Annotated in this window: 23 protein-coding genes and 3 pseudogenes; 25 read left to right on the top strand and 1 reads right to left on the bottom strand. The window is 71.6% G+C overall.

The genetic code is table 11. The features are described 5' to 3' along the window. Positions 1–13 precede the first annotated feature (13 nt). The 21 genes and pseudogenes from IE237_RS32785 (at position 14) to IE237_RS32690 (ending at position 17,582) form a co-directional block, all read left to right on the top strand. Positions 14–1,519: a putative type IV secretion/conjugal transfer ATPase gene (locus IE237_RS32785; protein ID WP_189805787.1), complete on the top strand. Its 1,506-nt coding sequence runs from the start codon at positions 14–16 to the stop codon at positions 1,517–1,519. 21 nt (positions 1,520–1,540) lie between these two features. Beyond that, a complete protein-coding gene (locus IE237_RS32780) occupies positions 1,541–2,239 on the top strand; it encodes a hypothetical protein (protein WP_189805786.1) in 699 nt (232 codons plus the stop codon). A 133-nt stretch (positions 2,240–2,372) separates the two neighbouring features. Continuing rightward, on the top strand, positions 2,373–3,200 hold the full coding sequence (locus IE237_RS41025; RefSeq protein ID WP_229843120.1) for a hypothetical protein: 828 nt from the start codon (positions 2,373–2,375) through the stop codon (positions 3,198–3,200). Between the two features lie 99 nt (positions 3,201–3,299). Beyond that, a complete protein-coding gene (locus tag IE237_RS32770) occupies positions 3,300–4,064 on the top strand; it encodes a hypothetical protein (protein ID WP_229843119.1) in 765 nt (254 codons plus the stop codon). Between the two features lie 26 nt (positions 4,065–4,090). After that, positions 4,091–4,588, top strand: coding sequence for a hypothetical protein (locus tag IE237_RS32765; RefSeq protein ID WP_189805785.1), 498 nt, complete (start codon positions 4,091–4,093; stop codon positions 4,586–4,588). A gap of 182 nt (positions 4,589–4,770) precedes the next feature. After that, positions 4,771–6,039: a hypothetical protein gene (locus tag IE237_RS41020; protein WP_229843118.1), complete on the top strand. Its 1,269-nt coding sequence runs from the start codon at positions 4,771–4,773 to the stop codon at positions 6,037–6,039. Between the two features lie 251 nt (positions 6,040–6,290). Beyond that, on the top strand, positions 6,291–7,391 hold the full coding sequence (locus tag IE237_RS32755) for a hypothetical protein (protein WP_189805784.1): 1,101 nt from the start codon (positions 6,291–6,293) through the stop codon (positions 7,389–7,391). Positions 7,392–7,488: 97 nt separating this feature from the next. Beyond that, a pseudogene (locus IE237_RS32745) lies at positions 7,489–9,277 on the top strand (type IV secretory system conjugative DNA transfer family protein). After that, a complete protein-coding gene (locus IE237_RS32740; protein WP_189805781.1) occupies positions 9,274–9,504 on the top strand; it encodes a hypothetical protein in 231 nt (76 codons plus the stop codon). The pseudogene IE237_RS32745 and the gene IE237_RS32740 overlap by 4 nt, the downstream one beginning before the upstream one ends. Beyond that, positions 9,501–10,673 carry a DnaB-like helicase N-terminal domain-containing protein gene (locus tag IE237_RS32735; protein ID WP_189805780.1) on the top strand — a complete coding sequence of 391 codons (1,173 nt, stop codon included), beginning with the start codon at positions 9,501–9,503 and terminating at the stop codon, positions 10,671–10,673. The genes IE237_RS32740 and IE237_RS32735 overlap by 4 nt, the downstream gene beginning before the upstream one ends. A 43-nt stretch (positions 10,674–10,716) precedes the next feature. Next, positions 10,717–11,298 (top strand): hypothetical protein, encoded by a 582-nt coding sequence (locus IE237_RS32730; RefSeq protein ID WP_189805779.1) that lies wholly within the window; start codon positions 10,717–10,719, stop codon positions 11,296–11,298. Between the two features lies 1 nt (position 11,299). Further along, positions 11,300–11,482: pseudogene (locus IE237_RS41015) on the top strand (hypothetical protein); the annotation flags it as partial. A 115-nt stretch (positions 11,483–11,597) separates the two neighbouring features. After that, positions 11,598–11,831 (top strand): annotated as a pseudogene (locus IE237_RS41010) (DNA cytosine methyltransferase); the annotation flags it as partial. A gap of 360 nt (positions 11,832–12,191) precedes the next feature. Continuing rightward, on the top strand, positions 12,192–12,500 hold the full coding sequence (locus tag IE237_RS41005; protein ID WP_229843117.1) for a hypothetical protein: 309 nt from the start codon (positions 12,192–12,194) through the stop codon (positions 12,498–12,500). Between the two features lie 93 nt (positions 12,501–12,593). Further along, positions 12,594–13,199 carry a DUF4913 domain-containing protein gene (locus IE237_RS32720; RefSeq protein WP_189805778.1) on the top strand — a complete coding sequence of 202 codons (606 nt, stop codon included), beginning with the start codon at positions 12,594–12,596 and terminating at the stop codon, positions 13,197–13,199. Continuing rightward, positions 13,196–13,987, top strand: coding sequence for a glycosyl hydrolase (locus IE237_RS32715; RefSeq protein ID WP_189805777.1), 792 nt, complete (start codon positions 13,196–13,198; stop codon positions 13,985–13,987). The genes IE237_RS32720 and IE237_RS32715 overlap by 4 nt, the downstream gene beginning before the upstream one ends. Then, positions 13,984–14,463 (top strand): hypothetical protein, encoded by a 480-nt coding sequence (locus IE237_RS32710; protein ID WP_189805776.1) that lies wholly within the window; start codon positions 13,984–13,986, stop codon positions 14,461–14,463. Before IE237_RS32715 ends, IE237_RS32710 begins: the two co-directional genes overlap by 4 nt. After that, positions 14,460–15,128 (top strand): hypothetical protein, encoded by a 669-nt coding sequence (locus IE237_RS32705; protein WP_189805775.1) that lies wholly within the window; start codon positions 14,460–14,462, stop codon positions 15,126–15,128. Before IE237_RS32710 ends, IE237_RS32705 begins: the two co-directional genes overlap by 4 nt. A gap of 83 nt (positions 15,129–15,211) precedes the next feature. Continuing rightward, positions 15,212–15,976, top strand: coding sequence for a winged helix-turn-helix transcriptional regulator (locus IE237_RS32700; protein WP_189805774.1), 765 nt, complete (start codon positions 15,212–15,214; stop codon positions 15,974–15,976). A 123-nt stretch (positions 15,977–16,099) separates the two neighbouring features. After that, positions 16,100–17,035, top strand: coding sequence for an SPDY domain-containing protein (locus IE237_RS32695; protein WP_189805773.1), 936 nt, complete (start codon positions 16,100–16,102; stop codon positions 17,033–17,035). A gap of 58 nt (positions 17,036–17,093) precedes the next feature. After that, positions 17,094–17,582, top strand: coding sequence for a hypothetical protein (locus tag IE237_RS32690; RefSeq protein WP_189805772.1), 489 nt, complete (start codon positions 17,094–17,096; stop codon positions 17,580–17,582). 4 nt (positions 17,583–17,586) lie between these two features. Here IE237_RS32690 and IE237_RS32685 read toward each other — a convergent pair whose 3' ends face one another. After that, positions 17,587–17,853 (bottom strand): hypothetical protein, encoded by a 267-nt coding sequence (locus IE237_RS32685; RefSeq protein ID WP_189805771.1) that lies wholly within the window; start codon positions 17,851–17,853, stop codon positions 17,587–17,589. A 201-nt stretch (positions 17,854–18,054) separates the two neighbouring features. Here IE237_RS32685 and IE237_RS32680 point away from each other — a divergent pair, with 201 nt between their 5' ends. The 4 genes from IE237_RS32680 to IE237_RS32665 all read left to right on the top strand — a co-directional run bounded on the left by IE237_RS32680 (position 18,055) and on the right by IE237_RS32665 (position 19,536). Then, positions 18,055–18,402 (top strand): SPDY domain-containing protein, encoded by a 348-nt coding sequence (locus tag IE237_RS32680; protein ID WP_189805770.1) that lies wholly within the window; start codon positions 18,055–18,057, stop codon positions 18,400–18,402. 287 nt (positions 18,403–18,689) lie between these two features. Continuing rightward, the gene (locus IE237_RS32675) at positions 18,690–18,953 is read left to right on the top strand and encodes a hypothetical protein (RefSeq protein ID WP_189805769.1); all 264 of its coding nucleotides are present in this window, start codon (positions 18,690–18,692) and stop codon (positions 18,951–18,953) included. Positions 18,954–18,994: 41 nt separating this feature from the next. After that, the gene (locus IE237_RS32670; protein ID WP_189805768.1) at positions 18,995–19,207 is read left to right on the top strand and encodes a hypothetical protein; all 213 of its coding nucleotides are present in this window, start codon (positions 18,995–18,997) and stop codon (positions 19,205–19,207) included. Positions 19,208–19,278: 71 nt separating this feature from the next. Continuing rightward, a complete protein-coding gene (locus IE237_RS32665) occupies positions 19,279–19,536 on the top strand; it encodes an esterase (RefSeq protein ID WP_229843116.1) in 258 nt (85 codons plus the stop codon). Positions 19,537–19,623 lie beyond the last annotated feature (87 nt).

Here is a 19,623-nt window from a genome sequence, read left to right as displayed (position 1 = left end):
TGGAGAAACGTTCATGCCCCGTACCCGCGCCAGCGCCTCTCGCCTGTACGTGCCGCACAAGGCTTCGCGGGCCCAGCAGCGGGCCGCCCGAGCCGGATTCGCCGAGGCCCGCCGCCAGGCGCGCCTCGCCGGAACACCGCCCAAGCACCGCGCCGAGGAAACCCTCGACCCGGAGCTGCGGCCGACCTACCCGCCAACCGGTCGTCCAGGTCCGGCCTCGGCCCGGGGCGGCAAGCTCAGCCTGCCCGCCCACCGGATGACCACCGCCACCGCTTCGGGGGCCTACCCCTTCGTGGCCGAAGGCGGCCTGGGGGCGGAGGGCATCTTCATCGGCCGCGACGTCCACGCCGAAGCCGCCTTCTGCTTCGATCCCTTCTCGCTGTACAGCAGCGGCCGGATCGAGGGCTTCACGAACCCCAACGTGGTCCTCGCCGGGATCATCGGCATGGGCAAGTCGGCGTTGGCGAAGTCCATCGCCACCCGGTCGATCGCCCACGGCTACCGGATCTACATTCCCTGCGACCCGAAGGGCGAGTGGACCGGCGTCGCGCAGGCCCTCGGCGGCTACAGCATCGCCCTGGGCCCCGGCCTCCCGGGCCGGCTGAACCCACTGGATGCCCCGGCCCGGCCCGCCTCCGTCAGCGAGGGCGACTGGGCGACCGAGGTCCGAAAGCGCCGCCTGCTGCTCCTGGCCGGCCTGGCGCGCACCGTCCTCAAGCGCGACCTGCTGCCGATGGAGCACACCGCCCTCGACCTCGCCCTGGACCTGGTCGTCGCCGAGGCCGCCGCCCGGGGCACGGTGCCGCTGCTCGGCGAGATCGCGCACGCCCTCGGCTCGCCCGAACGCCTCGACCGAGCCCTCGGACACCAGGCCGGACACCTCGGGTCGGCCGCCCAGGACCTCGCGCACGCCCTGCGCCGCCTGGTGCACGGTGACCTGAGTGGCATGTTCGATGCCCCCTCGACGGTGACGTTCGATCCGACCGCGCCGATGCTGTCCATCGACCTCTCCCGCCTCGGCGGTGCCGGAGACGACACCGCGCTGGTGTTGGCCATGACCTGCGCGAGCGCGTGGATGGAGTCCGCCCTCGCCGACCCCGGCGGCGGCCGACGCTGGGTGATCTACGACGAGGCGTGGCGACTGATGCGGCACGTGGGTCTGCTGGAGCGCATGCAGTCCCAGTGGAAGCTCTCCCGCGGTCTCGGCATCGCAAACCTCATGGTCATCCACCGGCTCAGCGACCTGCTCTCGGCAGGTGATGCCGGTTCTCGCGGCCGGGTGCTGGCCGAGGGCCTCCTGGCCGACTGCTCCACCCGCATCATCTACCGCCAGGAGCCCGACCAACTCGACGCCGCCGCTTCCCTGCTCGGCCTGACCGGCGTCGAGACCCAGGCGGTGTCCGGCCTGACCAAGGGCCGGGGCCTGTGGAAAGTCGCCGGCCGATCCTTCATCACGCAACACATCCTCCACCCGGCCGAACGCGAACTGTTCGACACCGACGCCCGCATGTCGGCATAGGGCCTGCCCGGAGGATCGATCATGTCTGCTTCTCCCAGTTCTCCCGGCCTGGCCGAGAATCGGCCGCCGGCAGCCACCGACCGCCTGGCGTGGCGGAGGCACATCCCGGCGCTGGCCTCCGCCACCGCCGGGATCAGGCAGGCGTCCGACGCCTGGGACGCGGTCTCGGACTCCTTCTGCGACGGCGACGGCTGGCCCATCGACGAGCAGGGATACCAGGACGGCAAGGTGAAACGCGACGCCGAGGCGTGGAAACACGTGGAGGTCTTCCTCGCCCACGGTCCCGAGGTCCTGGCCGGCGTCCGCGCCGCCGCCCGTAGTGCCGACTACGTCGAGGAGCCGGTCAGCGAAGACCTCCGCCGGCTGCGCGGGATCGACACCACCCTGGAACGGGCGGGACAGCTCCAGCGCGAGTGGGATCAGATCATGGCCCTCATGGACGCCTCGCTCCCCGGCTCGCGGAAGCTCTACGAGAGCGAGGCGGAGGAGAACCGCAACTCCGACGGCTGGCACTACGCCGACGAGCTGTCCATCAGCGGCCCGGCCCTCGTACGGGCCGCCGACTACCTGGTCGGCCGAGCGGACCGCGAACAGTCCTCACGGACCCAACAGGCACGCGTGGCCCTGGCCCGGTCCCCCTCCGACCGGCGCGGGCCCCTGCCCGCTTCTCCCCCGGCGCCACCAGCACCCGGCCCACCGGTGCCGGGCCGTTCCCGCTGACGCCCGTAGACCGAGTCCCGGCGGGACCAAACCTTCCAATCGCCAGATCCTCGTGGACCACCGCCCGCCCAGCACCACGTGCCCGCAGCCGCACCACCGACCGCTGGAACACCCCACCACGGAGAGAAGACCCATGCACCAGGACGACCCCCTGATCACCTTCGAGCGAGAGGGACCACACATCACCGCGTGGACCAGCACCTCCTCCTCGCCTGTTGTCTCCGAGGATCCGAAAGAGGATCACGGGTACGGCCACCTCACCGCTCCCCTCCGCCAACGCGGCCTGGAAGTCACCGTCGAGTACGGCTTGAGCGACTACATCGTCCACGCCGCCCTCCCCGACGGCAGCTCGCTGATCATCTCGCCGCCGCAGGAACCACCCAGCGACGCCCCCGAGTTCCCCGACAGCTGGACGGCGATCCGCCACCGGGACACCGGGCCCTCGGTGTACGAAGAGATCTACGACTCGGAACCCGGCGGCCCTGACGCCCGGTACGGCGGCAGCGTCCCAAGTCTGCTCGCCGCCGTCGACACGCGCCTGGACCAGCTCGGCGTGCCGCCACGCCCCGAGCAGCAGCGCTCCTCGCAGGAGCACGCCGCCGACGCCGTGCTCCACCATGCGGGTTTCATCGCCGCCGTCTCATTCGACGGGGAGCGCTACCACCGACTGCCCACGACCATGACCGATCCGACCGAGCAACGCCGGGCGGTGACCCAGGCTTTCGCCGCGCTGCAGGAGGAGGGGTTCACCGTCCTGTGCGACTCGGCGCTGCTCACGTCCAAGGGCCGAAGTCCGATGGACCGGACCACCCTGCCGGCCTCTGCTCAGCCACGGGTGAGCGCTGCTCTCGCGCCCTCGCCGTCGGCCGGACCGCGCACGGTCCGCACGCGCCTGGCGACGGACCCTCCCCCACGTCCCGTGCTTCCACCCGCACGTCCCTCCACCACCCCTGGTCGCTGATCTCTTCCCGTCTCGGAGTACGCCGTATGCCTCTCAGCAGCAGAGCCGTTCCGGCCCTCGACTTCCCTCGTCATCGAGCCCGCACCGGATGGATCAGCCGTGTTGCCCACCTCCGCCGAAGAACTGCTTGCCGACGTCACCGTCGGCCGCCACCCCGACTACGGCATCGTCGCCGCGAACCCCAAGAACCTCGCCGCCGGCACCTGGATGCTGGAACGGCTCGACTTCCGCCCCATCCTGGGCGAGCCGACCCTGTACGCCCTGACCGACCACCAGCGTGACGGGCAGGGCCGCGCCACCCGGGCCGTCGCGCTGCTACGCAACGCCGGCTTCCGGGTCGACACGGACGCCGTGTTCAACCCCTCCCCGGTACAGAGCGCGGGGCCCGGATCGTCCCAGGCTCCGCACGCCGAGCCCGATGTCGCGTTCGCCGAGCATCCAAGGCTCGGCATCATCGCAGCCATCGACAGCCGCGCCTCCGGACTCACTGGACTCGCCCTGGTCGAACACGGCTGGCGGCACGATCCGCGCCTGGACATCTACACACTGCCCGCCGCCACCAGCTGCGACGAGGCCCTGGTGAAGGTCGCCGACGCCACGCTGGCCCTGCACCGTTCCGGAGTCCAGGTCGCGGTGCAGCCCCGCCTCGCCCAGGACGTAGCGGCCCGCCACCGCCCCGCGCCTGCCTCGTCCCGCGACCGTATCCAGGGCGCTGGCCGTAGTTCTCCGATCGTGGCCGCCGCGCTCACCGCCAGCCCGGCCCTCGCCAGTCTCCCGGGCAAGGCGCCGGCGTCGGCTCCCGCCACCTCCGTCGCGGCGGCCCGGCCGGTCGACCCGCGCATCGCGTTCACCCGCAACCGCTGACCCAACTCCCGTAAGGAATAACTCCCATGGCCGTGAAGACCATCTGGCCGATCAATCACTCATGCGGCCACAAGGACGACCGTGACCTGTCCAATCGGCCGGCCGACCGCCGCGCGGGCTTCGCCGAGTGGCTCGCCAGCCAGGAGTGCAGCGAGTGCTGGCGCGCTTCCAAGGAGAACAGCGAGCAGGACAAGGCCGCCTGGGTGAAGGCCAAACGTGCCGAAGAGCAGGCCGAGTCCGAAGCCTGGTCGCAGCAGTACCGGATGCCTCCGCTGGAGGGAACCGAGCGCGCCGTCCCCTGGGGTGTGCGCTGCCGCCACCAGATCCTGGCCGCCGCCTACACCGCGCTGGTCGTCGAGGGCGAAACCAGCGAGGCGGAGTGGGAGGAGATCGAGGAGGCCGCTCGCACCATCACCCGGGCCGGATGGTGGATCGACCAGCGCTCCTCCGAACCCGACGACCTCACCGAGCTGCTCCAGGCCGCCACTGACGCCGACCGACCCAGCGAGAACCCCTACTTCTAGCCGTCCGGTGCCCCGCAGCAGCGGGGCACCGGTGCATCCTCTCCCGCCAAGGCCAGGGGCTGGGTGAGCAGGGCTTTTATCAGGGATCCCCGGCCGGGCCAAGTCTCAAATCCTGCGGATTCTCTCCCTGTTGGTCCTGTCTCCCGGGCCCTCTTCCTTCCTTCTCTTTTGAGGTTGCCGCCGTGATCGCCCACCTGCAGCGCGCCAGCGACACCGCCGGCCTGCTCGCGTACCTGTACGGGCCGGGTGAACGCGGTACCCACGTCAGCCTGTGGCTGATCGCAGGCGATGGTCACGGGGCGCCGATCGAGCTGCTCGCCGAGCCGGGCTCGCTGCCCTACCTGGCCCATGCTCTCGACGCTCCGGTCGAGCGGCTCGGGGCCCCTGCTCCCGTCCGGCCGACGTGGGTCTGCTCGGTCCGTTCCGATCCTCACCGGCCGGACCTCACCGACGCGCAGTGGGCCGTCGTCGCCCGCCGGTTGGTGTCCGCCGTCGGGATCGCCCCGGAAGGCGATCCGGATGCCTGCCGGTGGATCGCCCTGCGCAACCAGCCCCGTCAGGTGCACGTCGTGGCCACCCTCGCCCGTGAGGACGGCGGCCTGCACCAGGGCTATCGCGACGCCTTCCGCCTCCAGACCGAGTGCCGCCGCATCGCGGCCGAGCTGGGGCACCTGCCCACCGCATTCCATCCGACTCCCCGTGCCCAGGAGACTGCTGTGCCTGCCCCTCCCATCACCATCTCCTCCGAGGCCAGCGGCAGTGTCGTGGCGAAGGGCGCCAATGATGACCTTTCCGCGATGATCCTCAAGCACGCCGGCTTCCGGCAGATCGAGGACTGGCACGGCCGGCGACACCGGCTTCCCACCACCACTGCGGTCGCCGACCGGGTCGCCATCGCCAGCCACGCGGCCGAGATGCTCCGTGCCGCCCGTTACGGCGTCGATCTCGCTCCTTCCCTAGACGTGGCCCGGATGAGTACTCCGACGAATCCCCTTGGGCCCTACGCCGCCGGAGCCGCGCTCCTTCAGATCACGGACCGCATCAGGTCGGCCGAGAACGGGGCGGACCTTCGGCAAGCGGTCGACCAGCTCCTTCACCCCGAGCATGGGGCCTTGGAACGTGTCCGGGAAGCGCTGGAGGCGGCGAGCAAACACATCACCGACCTCGACGACGAGGCGTACGCGTTGGCTGACCGGTTCGGCTTCGCGGCGGAGTTCGTCAGCTCGGCGCAGTCGGAGGTCATCGACTCGGAGGACGAGCTGCATCGTGTCGGCGGCCCGTCCCGGGCCGAGGCGCGGACGCGGTCCTCGGATCTGCCTGCTTCCCAAAGCGCGGCGTTGGCCGTGTCGCCCGCAGCGGCCAAGGCCGAGATCGTCTCGGTCGTCGATATCGAGTTCACGGATGCCCGTGCGGCCGCACGCCCCCCGCGTACCTCCGGTCCTCGGCGGTGATCGGGTGTTCTCCTCGTCCGCTTCACCGCCGGCCTGTCGCGTACGTGTTTCCTGCAGCGCCACCGTCGGCAGCCCCGCCGTCCGCGAACGGCTCTCGTGCCTCGCCGACAGCCTTCCCCTGCCTGTGACGCCGTGACTCCGCCGCCTCTGTCTTCCGGCACCAGACCCAGGACCGTTCCTGCGGGTGGAGCACGTGTGCCATGTGCTCCACCCGCCCTGGCCAGCCAGCACCACCAACTCAGGGAGGAACCGTGCCCGAGTTCTTCTCCAGCATCGGCGAGGCCATCGGCGCCGCGATGCAGCACAGCATCCGGCTCGCACACCGCAGCGTGGCACCCGGCTCCGACAAGCCGCCGCGGGTCCGACGCCTGCCCAGCGCTTCCGCCGACCCGTACTCCGTCCCCGGGATGCTCGCCCGTCTCACCGAGGACGCAACGCCCAAAGAGGTGGCGGGGATCATCGAGGAGGCCAACGGTGCGCTGGTCGGGGCTCTGCCTCAACTGACCGAACTCGTCGCCCCTGCCGCCGGCTGGACCCGTGTCCGTCTGGCGTTCGACGACCCGCACCACAACCCCGTCTTCGAGACCTGGACGCGACTGGCCGCCGCCCACGTCATGCTCCAGGACGTTCAGGAGCAGCTGGCAACCGCTGAGGACGGGATCGCCGCGTGCCCTGCCGAGCGGACCGACCCCCGGTACCACGAGAGAGTCAACGTCCTGCGGATCCGGGAACTGCTCGACGACGTCCTCGGCACCGGCCTGGTCGCCGCAGAGCCTCCCGCCCGCGATCCGGACGCCGACCGCCGTCGTGCCGACCGTGCTTCCACGCCGCAGACCGGCCCCCGACAACCGTCGTCGCCGTCCGGCACCGAAGAAGTCCCGGCGCGTACCCCACCGCTCCGCTCTCCAGAAGGGCCCTCCATGGCCAACCTCGCCGCCGCCTACGGCACCGACGTCGAAATCTTCCCCTGGGCCGACGACTTGGTCTGGGCCGACTGCCGGACCGGCCTGCCCGAATCCGCCCACCGCATCCGGCGCTCCTGTGGGTTCGCCGCCCCAGGCGACCCGGACGATCCCGCCTCCTACAGCCTCGCGTCGCACATCGTCGGCCCGGACCGGCAGCTCGCCTCTTCCTCTGCCGCGAGCATGCTGGCCGACCTGGGGTACCGCGTCGCGATCGACCCGTCCCTGGCCGCTGGCTACGTCGGCGAGACCGTCGGTCACGAGGCACGACGGCTGGCTGCTGCCCGCCAGGTCTCCCCCGTGGCGGCTGAGAGCAACACCGGCACCAGTGCCCCGCCGTCCACGACGCCGCCCCCGTCCGTGGCACACCCCACCACCCGACCCCGATGAAGCCTTCCGTTCGATCCGCAGGGACTAGGCCCGTGAGCTGTACGAGAGCCGAGCGCGCCCCGCCCCGCCCGCTCGCACCCCAAGGAACTTCCCACCCGTGCCTTCCCCGCGCACCAGTGCGCCGTCGACCACCACCGGCTCCGACGCACTCCTTTATCTCCTGTTCGGCGCCCTCGGCGCCACCATGGCCTTCGGCTCCCTCGCCTGGCTGACCGGCAACCTCACCAACTCCCTCGTCGGAAGCGGCCCGTGGACCCCGTTCCGCGCCACCGATGCCCTGCTGCACCCCGGCGCGCTGTGGCCAGCACTGAGCACCACCGCGCTGCTCGTCGGCGTCCGCGTCGTCCCCGGCCTGCTCACCCTGGCACTGATCACCACCGGCCTGGTGCTGTGGATCCGCTGGCGCTGCGGCGCCAAGACCGGTCTCGCCCGCAAGAGCGACCTGGCGCCGCTGCTGGACAAGGAGATCACCGCCAAGGCGAAGAGCCTGCGGCCCTCCCTGAGCGACCGGGAGGGTAAAAGAGGTCGCCGCTGATGACCGTGGCATCCTGCTAGGCACCCTCGACCCCGGTCGCGCCGAAGTCCGCGCGTCCTGGGAGGACGTGATCGTCGCGATCATGGCCCCACGCAGCGGGAAGACCTCTGGCCTGGCGATCCCCGCGATCCTCGCAGCTCCCGGCCCGGTCCTGCTCACCTCCAACAAGGCCGCAAACGACGCGTTCACCGCCACGGTGGACGCCCGCGCCGAGGTCGGCACGGTCTGGACGCTCGACCCCCAGCAGATCGCCCACCACCCGCGCGAAATGTGGTGGGACATCCTGGCCGACGCCCGCGACCTCGCCGGGGCGAAGCGGCTGGCCGGGCACTTCGTCGCGGCGAGCGTGGACGAGTCGAGCGGCTCCGACTTCTGGTCCACCGCCGCGTCCAACACGCTCGGCGCCCTGTTCCTGGCCGCCGCCAGCCACCGGCGACCGATCACCGACGTGCTGGCCTGGCTCGCCTCCCCCGCCGACCGGACACCGGTCGACCTGCTCACCGACGCCGGCCACGACGCGGTCGCCGCACAGCTCCAGGGCACCGTCTCCGGTGCGACCGAAACCCGCGACGGCATCTATGAGACGGCGAGGCAGTACGCGAGCTGCCTGCTCGACCCGGACGTCGCCGCCTGGGTCACCCCGAGCGAGGACCTCCCCGAGTTCAAGCCCCTCGCCTTCGCCACCTCCCGCGACACGCTGTACCTGCTGAGCAAGGACGGCGGTGGGAGCGCGTCCGCGATCATCGCGGCTGCGGCCGACGCCGTGATGCGCGCGGCCGTGATCGTCGCCGAGCGCTCCGGCGGCCGGCTCGACCCGCCCGCCCTGTGCGTTCTCGACGAGGCCGCCAACGTCTGCCGGATCTCGGACCTCCCGGACCTGTACTCCCACCTGGGCAGCCGGGGCGTCATCCCGATGACGATCCTGCAGAGCTACGGGCAGGGCCAGCGGTGTTGGGGCGAGGCCGGGATGGACGCCCTCTGGTCCGCCGCCACCGTCAAGATCGTCGGATCGGGCATCGACGACGCGGACTTCGCCGACCGCCTCAGCCGGCAGGTCGGTGACCACGACGTCCAGACCGTCTCGGTGTCGACGAGCGAGGGCGGCAAGTCCACCTCAGTGAGCATGCGCACCGAGCGGATCCTGCCTCCCGACGCGATCCGCGCCCTACCCAAGGGCAAGGTGCTGCTCCTGGCCACCGGCCTGCGGATCGCCATGCTCAGTATCCGGCCCTGGTACAAGGAGCCCTCCGCCAAGGTGGTCGGGCCGGCCTCCGCCCGCGCCACGAAGGCGATCACCGAGCGGGCCCTTGCGAAGACCGTCGGCCACGACGACTTCGGGCTGTCGGCATGAGCGCGCCCACGCCGCGTTCCGCACGGCTGGCGCAGTCGCCGGCCGTCCTGCACGAGGGCCGGTGGTGGCTGGTCGGCGATGCCGGGGCGGTTCCCGTCGCCGATCCCGCGTTCGCCACCCTGCTGGACGGCTTCGCCGAGGCGGTGGCCGCCGCCGACCGTGCGGTCGCCGATCTGCGTGCCCGGCCGAGTGAGCCGTCCGCTTCCAGCACGCGAGGTCGTCGATGAACCCGCTGTTGAATGCCGAGCAGGCGGTACTCGGCGCGGTGCTGCTCGACCCGGGCCAGCTCTCGCACCTGGAGTGGCTCGCGCCGAATCACTTCTACCGGCCGGTCCACCAGGCGCTGTTCGCCGCGCTGCGTAAGCTCCGAGACGACGGCCACCCCACGGTGGAGGGCGAGGGGCCGGTGCCGCTGTCGTGGGTGACCGACGCGGTCGACGAGGCCGGCCTCCATGTCAGTGGGCTGACCGCGTCGTACGGCCATCTCCTGGTCTCGGCCTGTCCGCGTCCGGCGCACGCGCGGGTGTACGGCCGCATGGTGCTGGAGGGGGCGATCCACCGCACCGTCACCCAGCACGCGATCCGGCTTCACCAGGAGGCTCGCGCGGGCGCCCTGCGAGGCGAGGTCGAAGGAGCGCTGCACTACGCGGACGTCCTGACGGGGGTGCTCACCGATCTCGCACGGCGGTGGGGCACCGAACCGCGACCGGTCGCGCCCGCGACATCGCAGGCCCTCGACCCACCTGCCCTTCCGCTGGCTCAGGCCGATCGGGTTGCCGAGGACGAGGAGTTCCTTCTGGCCGTCCTCGTCGAGCGGCCGGGGGCCATGGGCGAGGTGGTGGACTGGCTGCGTCCGGGGGACTTCGCCGACCCGGTCCACGGGCAGCTCTACCGGTGCCTCGGGGCGTTGCACCACCGGGGCGAGCCCATCGACCGGATCACCCTGCTCTGGGAGGCCCAGCGGCGCGGCCTGCTGGCCGACGGCACGCTGTCGGAAGACCGGTTCGCCGCCATCTGTGACGGCGTGGGGGCCGGTGACGCCGAGTGGCTCGGCAAGCAGGTGATGCGTTCCTCCCTCACGCGCACCGCAGCCGCCTCCGCCCGCGCGGTCCGCGCCCTTGCCGAGGACGAGGTCCTGGCCCCTGGGCGGCTCATCAACCACGCCCTGCACGCGCTCGGCCCGCTCGACGAGGTCCGCGCCCGCTGGCAGACCGCGAACGGCCGGCCGGCTTCACGGGCGCCAGCCACCGCTACTCCCCCAAGCGGGCCGCCGGCGGCGCGGGTGCACGCGGCCCTCACCCGCAGTACGCCGCGCCCCGCTCCGTCTCCACCAGGCCGACTCGGCCCCGGGCCCACCTCGACCGCCGCACGTCCGCCCTCGCGCAACCACAGCTGACACGCCCTTATCCACCGCTCGTCCTCATGTACAGGAATTCATCGTGACCACGAACCCTCTCGCCGACGCTCTGGCCATACGTGCCACGGCCTCGTCCTTCGACGCCCAGCGCGGCAAGCTCCCGGTCCCCGGCGACCCTCACCGCCTCCCCGGCAGTGTCGCCGTCGCCCAGCAGATCTCCGAACTCGGCAAACTGCTCACCGAGCTTGGCGACGAGGTCCTGTTCCGCACCATCAACAGGGAACACGGCTCTCGCACTTCCCTGGCCGTGTCCAGCTTCTCCGCCGCCGTACGGCCCGCCGGTGAGGCGGCAGCCGCGCTCGGGGAAGTGGCCCAGCAGCTCGCGTTCCTGGAACGGACCGAGCACCTGCACGACCGGCCCGACACCCGGGATGCCCGGGAAGCGGCGGGACGGGTGATCGACGAGGCGCTCGGGACGGCGGACACGGCCCTGCGGGAGGCGGCCGACTCCCTGCACGCCGCCTCGACGGCGGTCTCGCCGCCATCGTCCCGGCTCCGGGCCGCCATCGGCCGGACCACCACCCCCGTGTACGAGGCCGCACCGGCTGCCCCCGCGGCACCGGCGTCGTCGACGGTTGCGCCCCGGACCGTACGGGCCCGGTGACATGCCCGCCACCGTCTCCCACCCTCCGCTGATCGGGTCACTCTGCTCCGGGTACGGCGGCTTCGACCTGGGCGTGCAGTCCGCTCTCGGCGGCACGCTTGCCTGGCACGCAGAGGTCGATCCGAACGCCTCGCGCATCCTGGCCCGCCACTGGCCCGGCGTCCCCAATCTGGGCAACATCACGACCGTCAACTGGTCCACCGTCCCCCGGGTGTGCGTCCTGACGGCCGGCTTCCCCTGTCAAAGACGTCTCGGTCGCCGGCCGCCGGGCCGGACTCAACTCCCAGACCCGATCGGGGCTGTGGCTGCACGTCGCCCGTGCGGTCGAGGCCCTCCGACCCTGCTTGGTAGTGATCGAGAATGTCCGCGGCCTCCTCACCTCCCCCGCCGGTTCCCCTGGCGACGTGGAACCCTGCCCGTGGTGTCTGGGAGACACCGCAGGTCAGCCTCCTCTGCGGGCACTCGGTGCCGTACTCGGATCCCTGGCCGACCTCCGGTACGACGCGAAGTGGCTCGTGCTTCGCGCCTCTGACGTCGGAGCCCCGCACCGGCGCGAGCGGACCTTCCTCACGGCCTGGCCCGCCGGAGACCCTGCTCAAGACGCCGACCAGCAACATCGGCAAGAACGGCGGCTCGCAGCACCCGGCCAAGAGGAAGAGCGGGGGCCACGGTCCGAATCTGGCCGACGAGGTCGAGTGGCTCCTGCTGCCGACCCCGAAGGCGTCGGATGGGATCAAGGGCTCGCCCAACCAGCGGCACGGCAATGGGGACATGACCCTGCCCAGTGCGGCGGCGTCGCTGTTGCCCACACCCCGGGCCAGCGACACGGGCACCTCGGGCCGCCGCCCCGGCAAGGGGTGGCGCCCTCCCCTGTCGGCGGTGGTCCTGCCGCTGTGGGCGGAGCCGTCCCCGGAAGCCGAGGAGTCGAGCGGCGATGGGGACCGTACGCAGCCGCCATCACCCGATGGGAGACGCTCACCCGCCCCGCGCCGACGCCCACGGACGCGGCCGGTCGGCTCCGCGCCGACTTCGTCGAGTGGATGCAGGGCCTCGACGACGGCTGGGTCACCGCCACCCCGGGACTCGGACGCCCGGCGCAACTCACCGCGCTCGGCAACGGCGTCGTCCCCCAACAGGCTGCTCGGGCCCTGCAGTTGCTGGCGCCACCGTTCCCGCACTGTCAGCGCTGCGCGGCCGGGTAGCGGCTCCCTACAGGGTTTTCCCGGCCAGGCCAAACCACGGATTCTCCGCATCCTCACGGGCATGTCGCCGTCTCACAGATGGAGCACGCTCTCATGTCCGACACCAGCCCGACCGCCCCCGGCCCTGACCCGTTCCGGGTCTCCGACGAAAGCCTCGACGACCTCGCCAGCGCCCTCGCCAAGACCATCGCGGAGGTCAGGCGCCACGGCGTCATCCTCGACCGCCTCGGCTCCGAGCCCGATCCCGTACCCCCTGCCGATCAGCAGACGGACGGCGCTGCGGAAGCCGGGGCGGCCGGCCCCGAGAAGACCGACGGCCCCACCTCGGTGTTCATCCTCGCCCTGGGCGGCGAGGCGTACGCCGTCGAACTCGCCGCCCTCAGTAACTGGGTGAACCACCTCCTCCTGCCGGTGTACGGCCGGGAGATCAGCACAACGCGCCCCTGGTGCGCGCAGTGGCACGAGCACCCGGAAGCCGTCGCCCGGCTGCACGCCCTCTGGCTCGCGTGGCAGCAACTCACCGACACCGAAGCCGGCCTGGCCGGTCCGTCGACCTGGCACCGCGACCACCTGGACCAGGCGCTGGTGCACCTCCGCGCCCCGGACGGTCCCTTCGCCGCGTGCACGACGAGCCCGACCCGCCCCAACCACCGGGTGCTGACCACTCCCGCCCCTGTGCAGTCGGGGGTGGCGGCATGAACGACGGCTTCGACTTCGCCTTCGATTTCGATCTCGACGAACTCGCCCCCGCCGACGCCGCGTCCGAGGAGGCGCTGGAGAGGTTCTGGTCCGGTGACCTGACGGCGCTGTCCCAGCACCACACCACGCCCAACGGCTCCCACAGCTTCGTCATCGCCCACGACCAGTCGGCCACGTGGGGAATACCCGGCGCTCCTCAGGTGATGGCGATCGCCGTCGCCCGGGATCTCACCCGGTTCACGTACACCCTGGAGACGAGCCACCACGCCACGGTGTCCTTCGCCCAGGCGTGGCTGGTCGAGCGCGGCTGCCCGCCCGAGAAGATCGCCAAGATCCACGGCGGCTCCTTGAAGCCCGCCGACGACCTCACGGTGTGGGTCGAACGGCAGATCCGGGAGTCGGGCATTCGGTACGAGGTCCTCGACAACCACACCTCGGACTCCGACCCGTGCAAGACGTGGACGCTGACGCGCGACTCCCGCGCCGCCGAGGCACCAATTCGGGTCTTCCACGAAGAGTGGGACAACGACGCCGGCACGTACACGATGCGCGAGGGCGCTTTCGCCGACGTCGGCGCCGCCCGCACCTGGTTGGACGACCGCAGCGGCCCGTTGCCCGAGCCACCGGAGTACAGCGATGACAACGGCGCCGTCGTCCGGGCCCGCGTCGCCCGCATCGCCCTCGCCCGGTCGACCGGTGCCTCCGCGGCACCGAAGGCGGGCCACGACGTCCCCAGTACGCCTCCGGCGGCACCGGCCCAGCGTCCGGGACAGGGAAGGCTGATGTGAGCCGCGCCCGCTTCGCCTTCGCCGCACACCCTGACGCCATCGCCGACCTTCGGGAACTGCCCGATGAAATCCGCGACTTGGCACTGCTGGAACTTCAGAACCTTGTCCACGGAAGCGACGACTGCCTGCCGTTGAAAGGCCGCCTCGCCGGCTTCCACAAGGTCTACGTCGACCCCTCCGTCTCCTACCGGCTGGTCATCCAGTTCCGCCCAGCCCCGCCGACCTCAAACCACAAGCGCGAGGTCTACCTCGTCGCCGCCGGAAGCCGGAAGGACTACGCGGTCTACCGCTCGGCCCACCTGCGCACCGCCCCTCAGCAGATCACCGAGACGACCTCCGCCGCCGAGGCCCGCGTCCAGGCCGCCCGGTCCCGTTCCTCCCTCACCGCAGGCCGCCCTACGGCCGCCGCCCTGGCAGCTCCTCCCACAGTGGCCCACTCCACGGCCGCCACTTCCCGAAAGGTCCCCCAGCGATGACCACCGACCGCGCCCCGCTGTCCCGTACCGACCTGGCCGGTCTCCTCACCGGGGCCGCGCAGAGCGTCTCCGGAATCCTCGCCGCCGAATACCCGACGGCCGCCAGCCGCTCCTACCTGCATCCCGTACTGGGCGCGCTGTCCGCCGGCCCGCACGTGGTTGGCGAACTGACTGACCGGCTCGAAGAGTTCATGGCCGCCGAGCCGCGTCCCGCCACGCCAGCGGGTCTGTTCACCCTGGCCTCCTACGCCTCCGCGCTGGGCTGGCTCACCGAATCCCTCGCCGAGCTGACCACCGCCGTCGACCAGATCTGCACGCGCGTCGGCATCCCCACGGAACCCGGGGACCTGGCCCTCGCCGCGACCGAAGACGCCGAGGAGGAAGACGGGTTCGACTTCGCCTTCAGCGCGCTGGAGCTGGCGGCGATCCGCACCGCCGCCCAGGCCGCCGGGCTCCCGCCGGGCGACTACGTCGACGTGCTCTCCCAGTCGCTGCTCGCGGCCTCCCGGATCACCGACGCCTGCATGGAGATCTCCAGCGGCCTGATCGAAGACGCCGCCTACCTGCTCGACGAGGCGGCCGACCAGATCTGGACCGGCGGCGAACCCGGGGGACTGCCCACTCTGGTCCGTTCGCTGCTCGCCCGGATGGAGGCGGCCGAGTGAACCCGCGCGATACGCCCGACCGGCCCGCCTTCTTACCCATCGGTTCGTTCGACACTCAGCGCATCGAGGACGCGTTTTCCCTGATGGGGCCCAAGTGGACCACCTGGTCGGTGATGACCATGGCCCAGGAAGGCCGTCCCATGCGGGTGCGGGATGTCGCCGCCAGGCTCCCCTTCGCCAGCGAGCAGCTGGCCAGCAAGCGGCTGGCCGCCATGCACGCCGACGGACTGGTCAACCGAACCGACAAGCGCCACGGGGCTCCGTACCGGCTCAGCGCCCTCGGCGAGTCCCTGACGCACGTGCACCGCACCTTGGCCGAATGGTCTCGGAACTACCTGTCGCCCGGCGCGATGGCCGAAGCCGAACGTGTCGAGGACGCCGTACAGCGTCTGCGGCTGCGGCACTCCACCGCCATGATCCAAGTCCTCGACGCGGGCGGCCCGATGCGGTTCGTCCACATCGCCGAAGGCGTCGGCCTGGACGTCAGCCTCACCCAGCATCGCCTCATCCGGCTTCAGGCCGACGGCCTGGTCACCCGCACGGGCCCGCGCCACGGCGACCCCTACGTGCTGACCGACGCCGGCCGGGAGCTAGGCCCCGTCTACGCGACCGTCGAGCACTGGAGCGCCCCCTTGGCCACGCGATGGACCCCATCGCCCCCTGTCCCCGTCGCGACGGGCCAGCGGACCCACTCCGGTATCCCGTTGGGGTCGGACGGCGCCCGGACCGCAGCGGCACTGCGCCGGAGCGCTGCCGTACCGAGCACCCTGTTCAGCCATGCCTCCCAGACACAACCGCGGGTGCCGACGGCCGTAGCCGCCCAGTCGGCCCCGGGACGGGGCAGGTGATCCGGGTGCCGCCGAGAACCAGAGGCACCCCGCCACCGCCACGGCGTCCGCGTGCGCTCCGACCCATCACCGCGCGGCGCACGCGGGCATCCCCTCCTCCCACACGCGCCTGGAGCTTCCACCATGCCCGCCCTCCCCGACCCGTCCCGCTACGAAGAGGTACTGGTCAGCCCTTTGTATCTCGCCGGCTCCAACGGGACCGGAGACGCCGGCTTCGCCCCCGTGGCCCACTGGCCGCACCACTACCTCGACGACGGCCCCTGCCAGCTCCTCGTCACCTCTCCAGACCAGCGGATCCGGATCGGCTGGTTCGGCGACGACTTCGAGCTGTGGAGGATCACCGCGGCCGAGGAGGCCGTCGCCACGCCCCGCTGGACGGCGACCTTCAACCACGTCACCCCGGCCGAGATCGTCGCTGGCCTCACCACCGCCCTGGCCCGCGACTACGCCGAATCCGACCCGTACGAGAACAACGGACGCTTCCTGGCGGACCCGTCGCTGTACTGGGCTGATGCCGTCCAGCCGCTGCTCGATGCCGGCTGGCGCCGGGCAGCCACGTACGGAACCGTCGAGATCACCGCTCCCGACGGGCTGGCCGGTGCCGAGATCGATACCCTTCGCGGCGGACGAGACGCTGAGGCCGTCATGCTGTGGGCCGGTCCCCGGGGCTGGGGTACGCGGGCGGAGGCGGTGTTCACGGCCCGCACTCCGTCCCATCTGATCGCTGCGACGGCGGCCGTCATGGCGAGTTCGGCCCCGGTGGTCCGTGAACGGCACATGATCCACCGCGAGATGGAGCCGCTGGTCACGCTGACGCCGGTCGGCCCGGCTGCCGATCCCCGGATCTCTCGCTCTCCGACTCCGCTCGACGTACGCCGCACCGCTGTCACCGAGGCCGTACGCCGTGCCGCGCGCGCTCCGCGGACAGCAGCCGACCTCCGCGTGATGGCGGCCCAGAGCCGCACCACGCCCCCGGCGCAGAAGCGGTCGAGCATCCTCGCGCCCACAGCCGCAGCCCGGCCGCCAGCCGCTTCGTCGGCTCCCCGACACAGCCGCTGACCCCCGCCCCGACAATCCCGGACACCCCTCCGCCTCTCCGGACAACAGGAGTCCCTTGATGCCCGACACCACCGCGCTCGACCAGGCCACTTCCATGATCGAGAAGGCCTGGGGCCAGCCCATCGAGGTCCTGGAAGTCCTCGCGGTCCGTCGCCCCTGCGACCACCCGCTCCTGCGCTCGGCCATGCACATCCGTACGGCCCTGGCCATCACCGACGACGCGGTGTCCGTTCACCAGGATCGTCTGCACGCCCTGACCCGGCCCGGGTATGTGCCGGCCTTCTACGAGCTGGACCGGATCGTCAGCTCGGCGTCCGACCTTCGCGTCGCGCTCGCGGAGAGCGGTGCGTACGTGCAGGCGGTCCGGCGTGTGGTCGAAGCACGCGAAGCCGCCTCGACCGCGGACCGGGGGCCGGCAGCGAACCTGTCCCGGGCCGCTGTCGCCCGCTCGGGGCTCGCTTCACATGCCCCGGGCCAGGTGCCCGACCAGCCTGTTCCTGCGGCTGCCGTCGGGCCGTTGGCGCCCTCACCGGGGCCGCGCCGCTGAACGGTCAGGCAAGGTCTTCGTCGTGGTGGGCGTCCTCGGTGCGGGCACCCACCACGCGGGCCAACTCCTCCACTGTCAGCTCGACGTGCCGGCTTTCCGCGACCCGGTGCTCCACCACCGTGTCCTCGTCCGGCCATCTGTCGGACTGCACGCCGACGCCCCACTGGCCCTCGGCAACCATCGTGATGTCACCGACGGTCCACGGCCGCCCGGCACAGCGGATCTTGCGCTCCAGCCCGGCCCAGTCCCAATGTCTGCCCGACTCTGTCATCCCTGCTCCCCCTTCGGGCCCTGTACGACAACCCCGGCCGTCGTTCCATTCCCTTGCCGCCAGCGTTCTGGACGTCTGCCCGTGATCAGTTCGCCCACGGCAGACGGGCATCCCCCGGAAACGACTACGGGCTTCGGCACACCCCATGTCAACGTACAGGTGTCCGGAGAAACCGCAGGTCAACGAAGGGATCGTCCAACCGTGAACGCCTCTGCCACCCTCCTGCCAGCCGTCGTCCGCCCCGCCGTGGAAGACCGCCACTGGCTCTCCTCGGACCACTGCGCGAGCCCGGTGCTCGACCTCCTCCACGCCCTCGGCTGGACGATCGTCGACACCCCGGAGGCCAACGTCCACGCGACGAGCCCAGACGGCCGCGTCTACGTCGGCTGGCTCCCCGAGGACCCCGCCGCCTGGACGCGCGACATCGCCTGGCGGGTCCAGGTGCAGCCAACCGACGGCGACACGTGGGTCCAGGAGTTCGGTACCCACACCCCCGCCGAGGCCGTGGCCGGATTCGTCGCCGCCCTCGTCGCCCACTCCCCCAACTGAATCGGTGAGCAGACTGCACCACCGGCCCGCCCCGCTCACCGGCCCAACAGGAGGCTCCGATCGCACGCATGATCCTGGCCACCCGTCCCGGCTACCGCCGTAAGTGCGCCCTCGCCCGCCGCTGCACCTGCTACTACCTGTCTGGTCAGTACGGCCGCCACGCCAAGCCTCTTCGCCGCCGAGCCGAACGACGCCAGTGGCAGCCGCGGCCTGTCCGAATGACCGAGCGCCCTGACGTCCACCGCCCCGACCGTCCAGGGGCTCCTCCCCCACACGAGGAACTCACCGTGCCTTTCCACGCCCCGCTCACCAACCACCACGCCGACGGCACGCTTTGCCCGGCGGACCACAAGCACACCAGCTCCGGCAAGCCGCTCCACGCCGACTGCCCAGGGCGCTCGTACACCCAGGCCGTCTGCTCGTGCGGCAGCTGGGAGATGAAGCAACGCGGCAAGGGATACGTCAACGAGTGCCGCAAACGGCACCTCGCCGGGCACGCCCAGGGGCCGAAGGTCGCCCTCCGGGACCTGCTCCGTCTCGACGCTCCCTGACGCTCCGACCCCGCCCGCCCGTACCGCTTTCGGAGGCTCCCTTGCCCCAGTACCTGACCGTCGGTCACCTGCTCCGCCAGCTCCAGGACCTCGACCCCGCCCTGCCGATCCGCCTCGCCATCAACCCCGACTTCCCCTTCACCCACTACATGGGAACCGAGGTCGTCGTCCAGGACGGCAAGGCGTTCATCCCCGACGACGGCCAGGAGGACTACCTCCCCACGTCGGTACGCGACGCCCTCACCTGGTCCTGACCCTTCCCCCTTATCCGGAGGCTTCTATCTCGTCGCACACCCTTCCGCTGCACAGCCTCGCCGTACATCCCATGCCGGACGGCGTACGCGGCGCGCTGGTCCAGCGCGTCTCCACCCGGCACGACGGCCCACTCGACGTAACGTGGCTCGCCGCCAGAACTCCGAAGCTCCCCCTCGGCCGCATTCGCCTCCACTGGGAGCCCGCCTCTCGCGCCCGCTGGAACGTCACCGCCCACCTGAGCCTGGCCACCACCGAGGTACACCTCGTCTCCTGGCCCGCCGCCCCGGACGACTGGCCGCGCCTGGTCCGCCCGACCCTCACGAAGTGACCGGCCTGTGTGCCGCCCTAGCGTTCGCGACCTACGCCCTAGACCTCTCGAACCGCCTCGCCGAGGTCTGACCGAGAACCTCAGAAG

Origin of the sequence: Streptomyces tanashiensis, from assembly GCF_014648895.1 — a bacterium.
GTDB lineage: Bacteria > Actinomycetota > Actinomycetes > Streptomycetales > Streptomycetaceae > Streptomyces > Streptomyces tanashiensis.
This window is presented reverse-complemented; position numbering and strand designations above follow the sequence as displayed.

Coding starts and splice junctions, on each gene's coding strand:
- IE237_RS32740 (WP_189805781.1), top strand. CDS start 9,274: ATGAGCGCGCCCACGCCGCGTTCCGCACGGCTGGCGCAGTCGCCGGCC.
- IE237_RS41025 (WP_229843120.1), top strand. CDS start 2,373: ATGCACCAGGACGACCCCCTGATCACCTTCGAGCGAGAGGGACCACAC.
- IE237_RS32705 (WP_189805775.1), top strand. CDS start 14,460: ATGACCACCGACCGCGCCCCGCTGTCCCGTACCGACCTGGCCGGTCTC.
- IE237_RS32715 (WP_189805777.1), top strand. CDS start 13,196: ATGAACGACGGCTTCGACTTCGCCTTCGATTTCGATCTCGACGAACTC.
- IE237_RS32695 (WP_189805773.1), top strand. CDS start 16,100: ATGCCCGCCCTCCCCGACCCGTCCCGCTACGAAGAGGTACTGGTCAGC.
- IE237_RS32690 (WP_189805772.1), top strand. CDS start 17,094: ATGCCCGACACCACCGCGCTCGACCAGGCCACTTCCATGATCGAGAAG.
- IE237_RS32780 (WP_189805786.1), top strand. CDS start 1,541: ATGTCTGCTTCTCCCAGTTCTCCCGGCCTGGCCGAGAATCGGCCGCCG.
- IE237_RS32765 (WP_189805785.1), top strand. CDS start 4,091: ATGGCCGTGAAGACCATCTGGCCGATCAATCACTCATGCGGCCACAAG.
- IE237_RS32785 (WP_189805787.1), top strand. CDS start 14: ATGCCCCGTACCCGCGCCAGCGCCTCTCGCCTGTACGTGCCGCACAAG.
- IE237_RS32685 (WP_189805771.1), bottom strand. CDS start 17,853: ATGACAGAGTCGGGCAGACATTGGGACTGGGCCGGGCTGGAGCGCAAG.
- IE237_RS32700 (WP_189805774.1), top strand. CDS start 15,212: ATGGGGCCCAAGTGGACCACCTGGTCGGTGATGACCATGGCCCAGGAA.
- IE237_RS32665 (WP_229843116.1), top strand. CDS start 19,279: ATGCCGGACGGCGTACGCGGCGCGCTGGTCCAGCGCGTCTCCACCCGG.
- IE237_RS32735 (WP_189805780.1), top strand. CDS start 9,501: ATGAACCCGCTGTTGAATGCCGAGCAGGCGGTACTCGGCGCGGTGCTG.
- IE237_RS32720 (WP_189805778.1), top strand. CDS start 12,594: ATGTCCGACACCAGCCCGACCGCCCCCGGCCCTGACCCGTTCCGGGTC.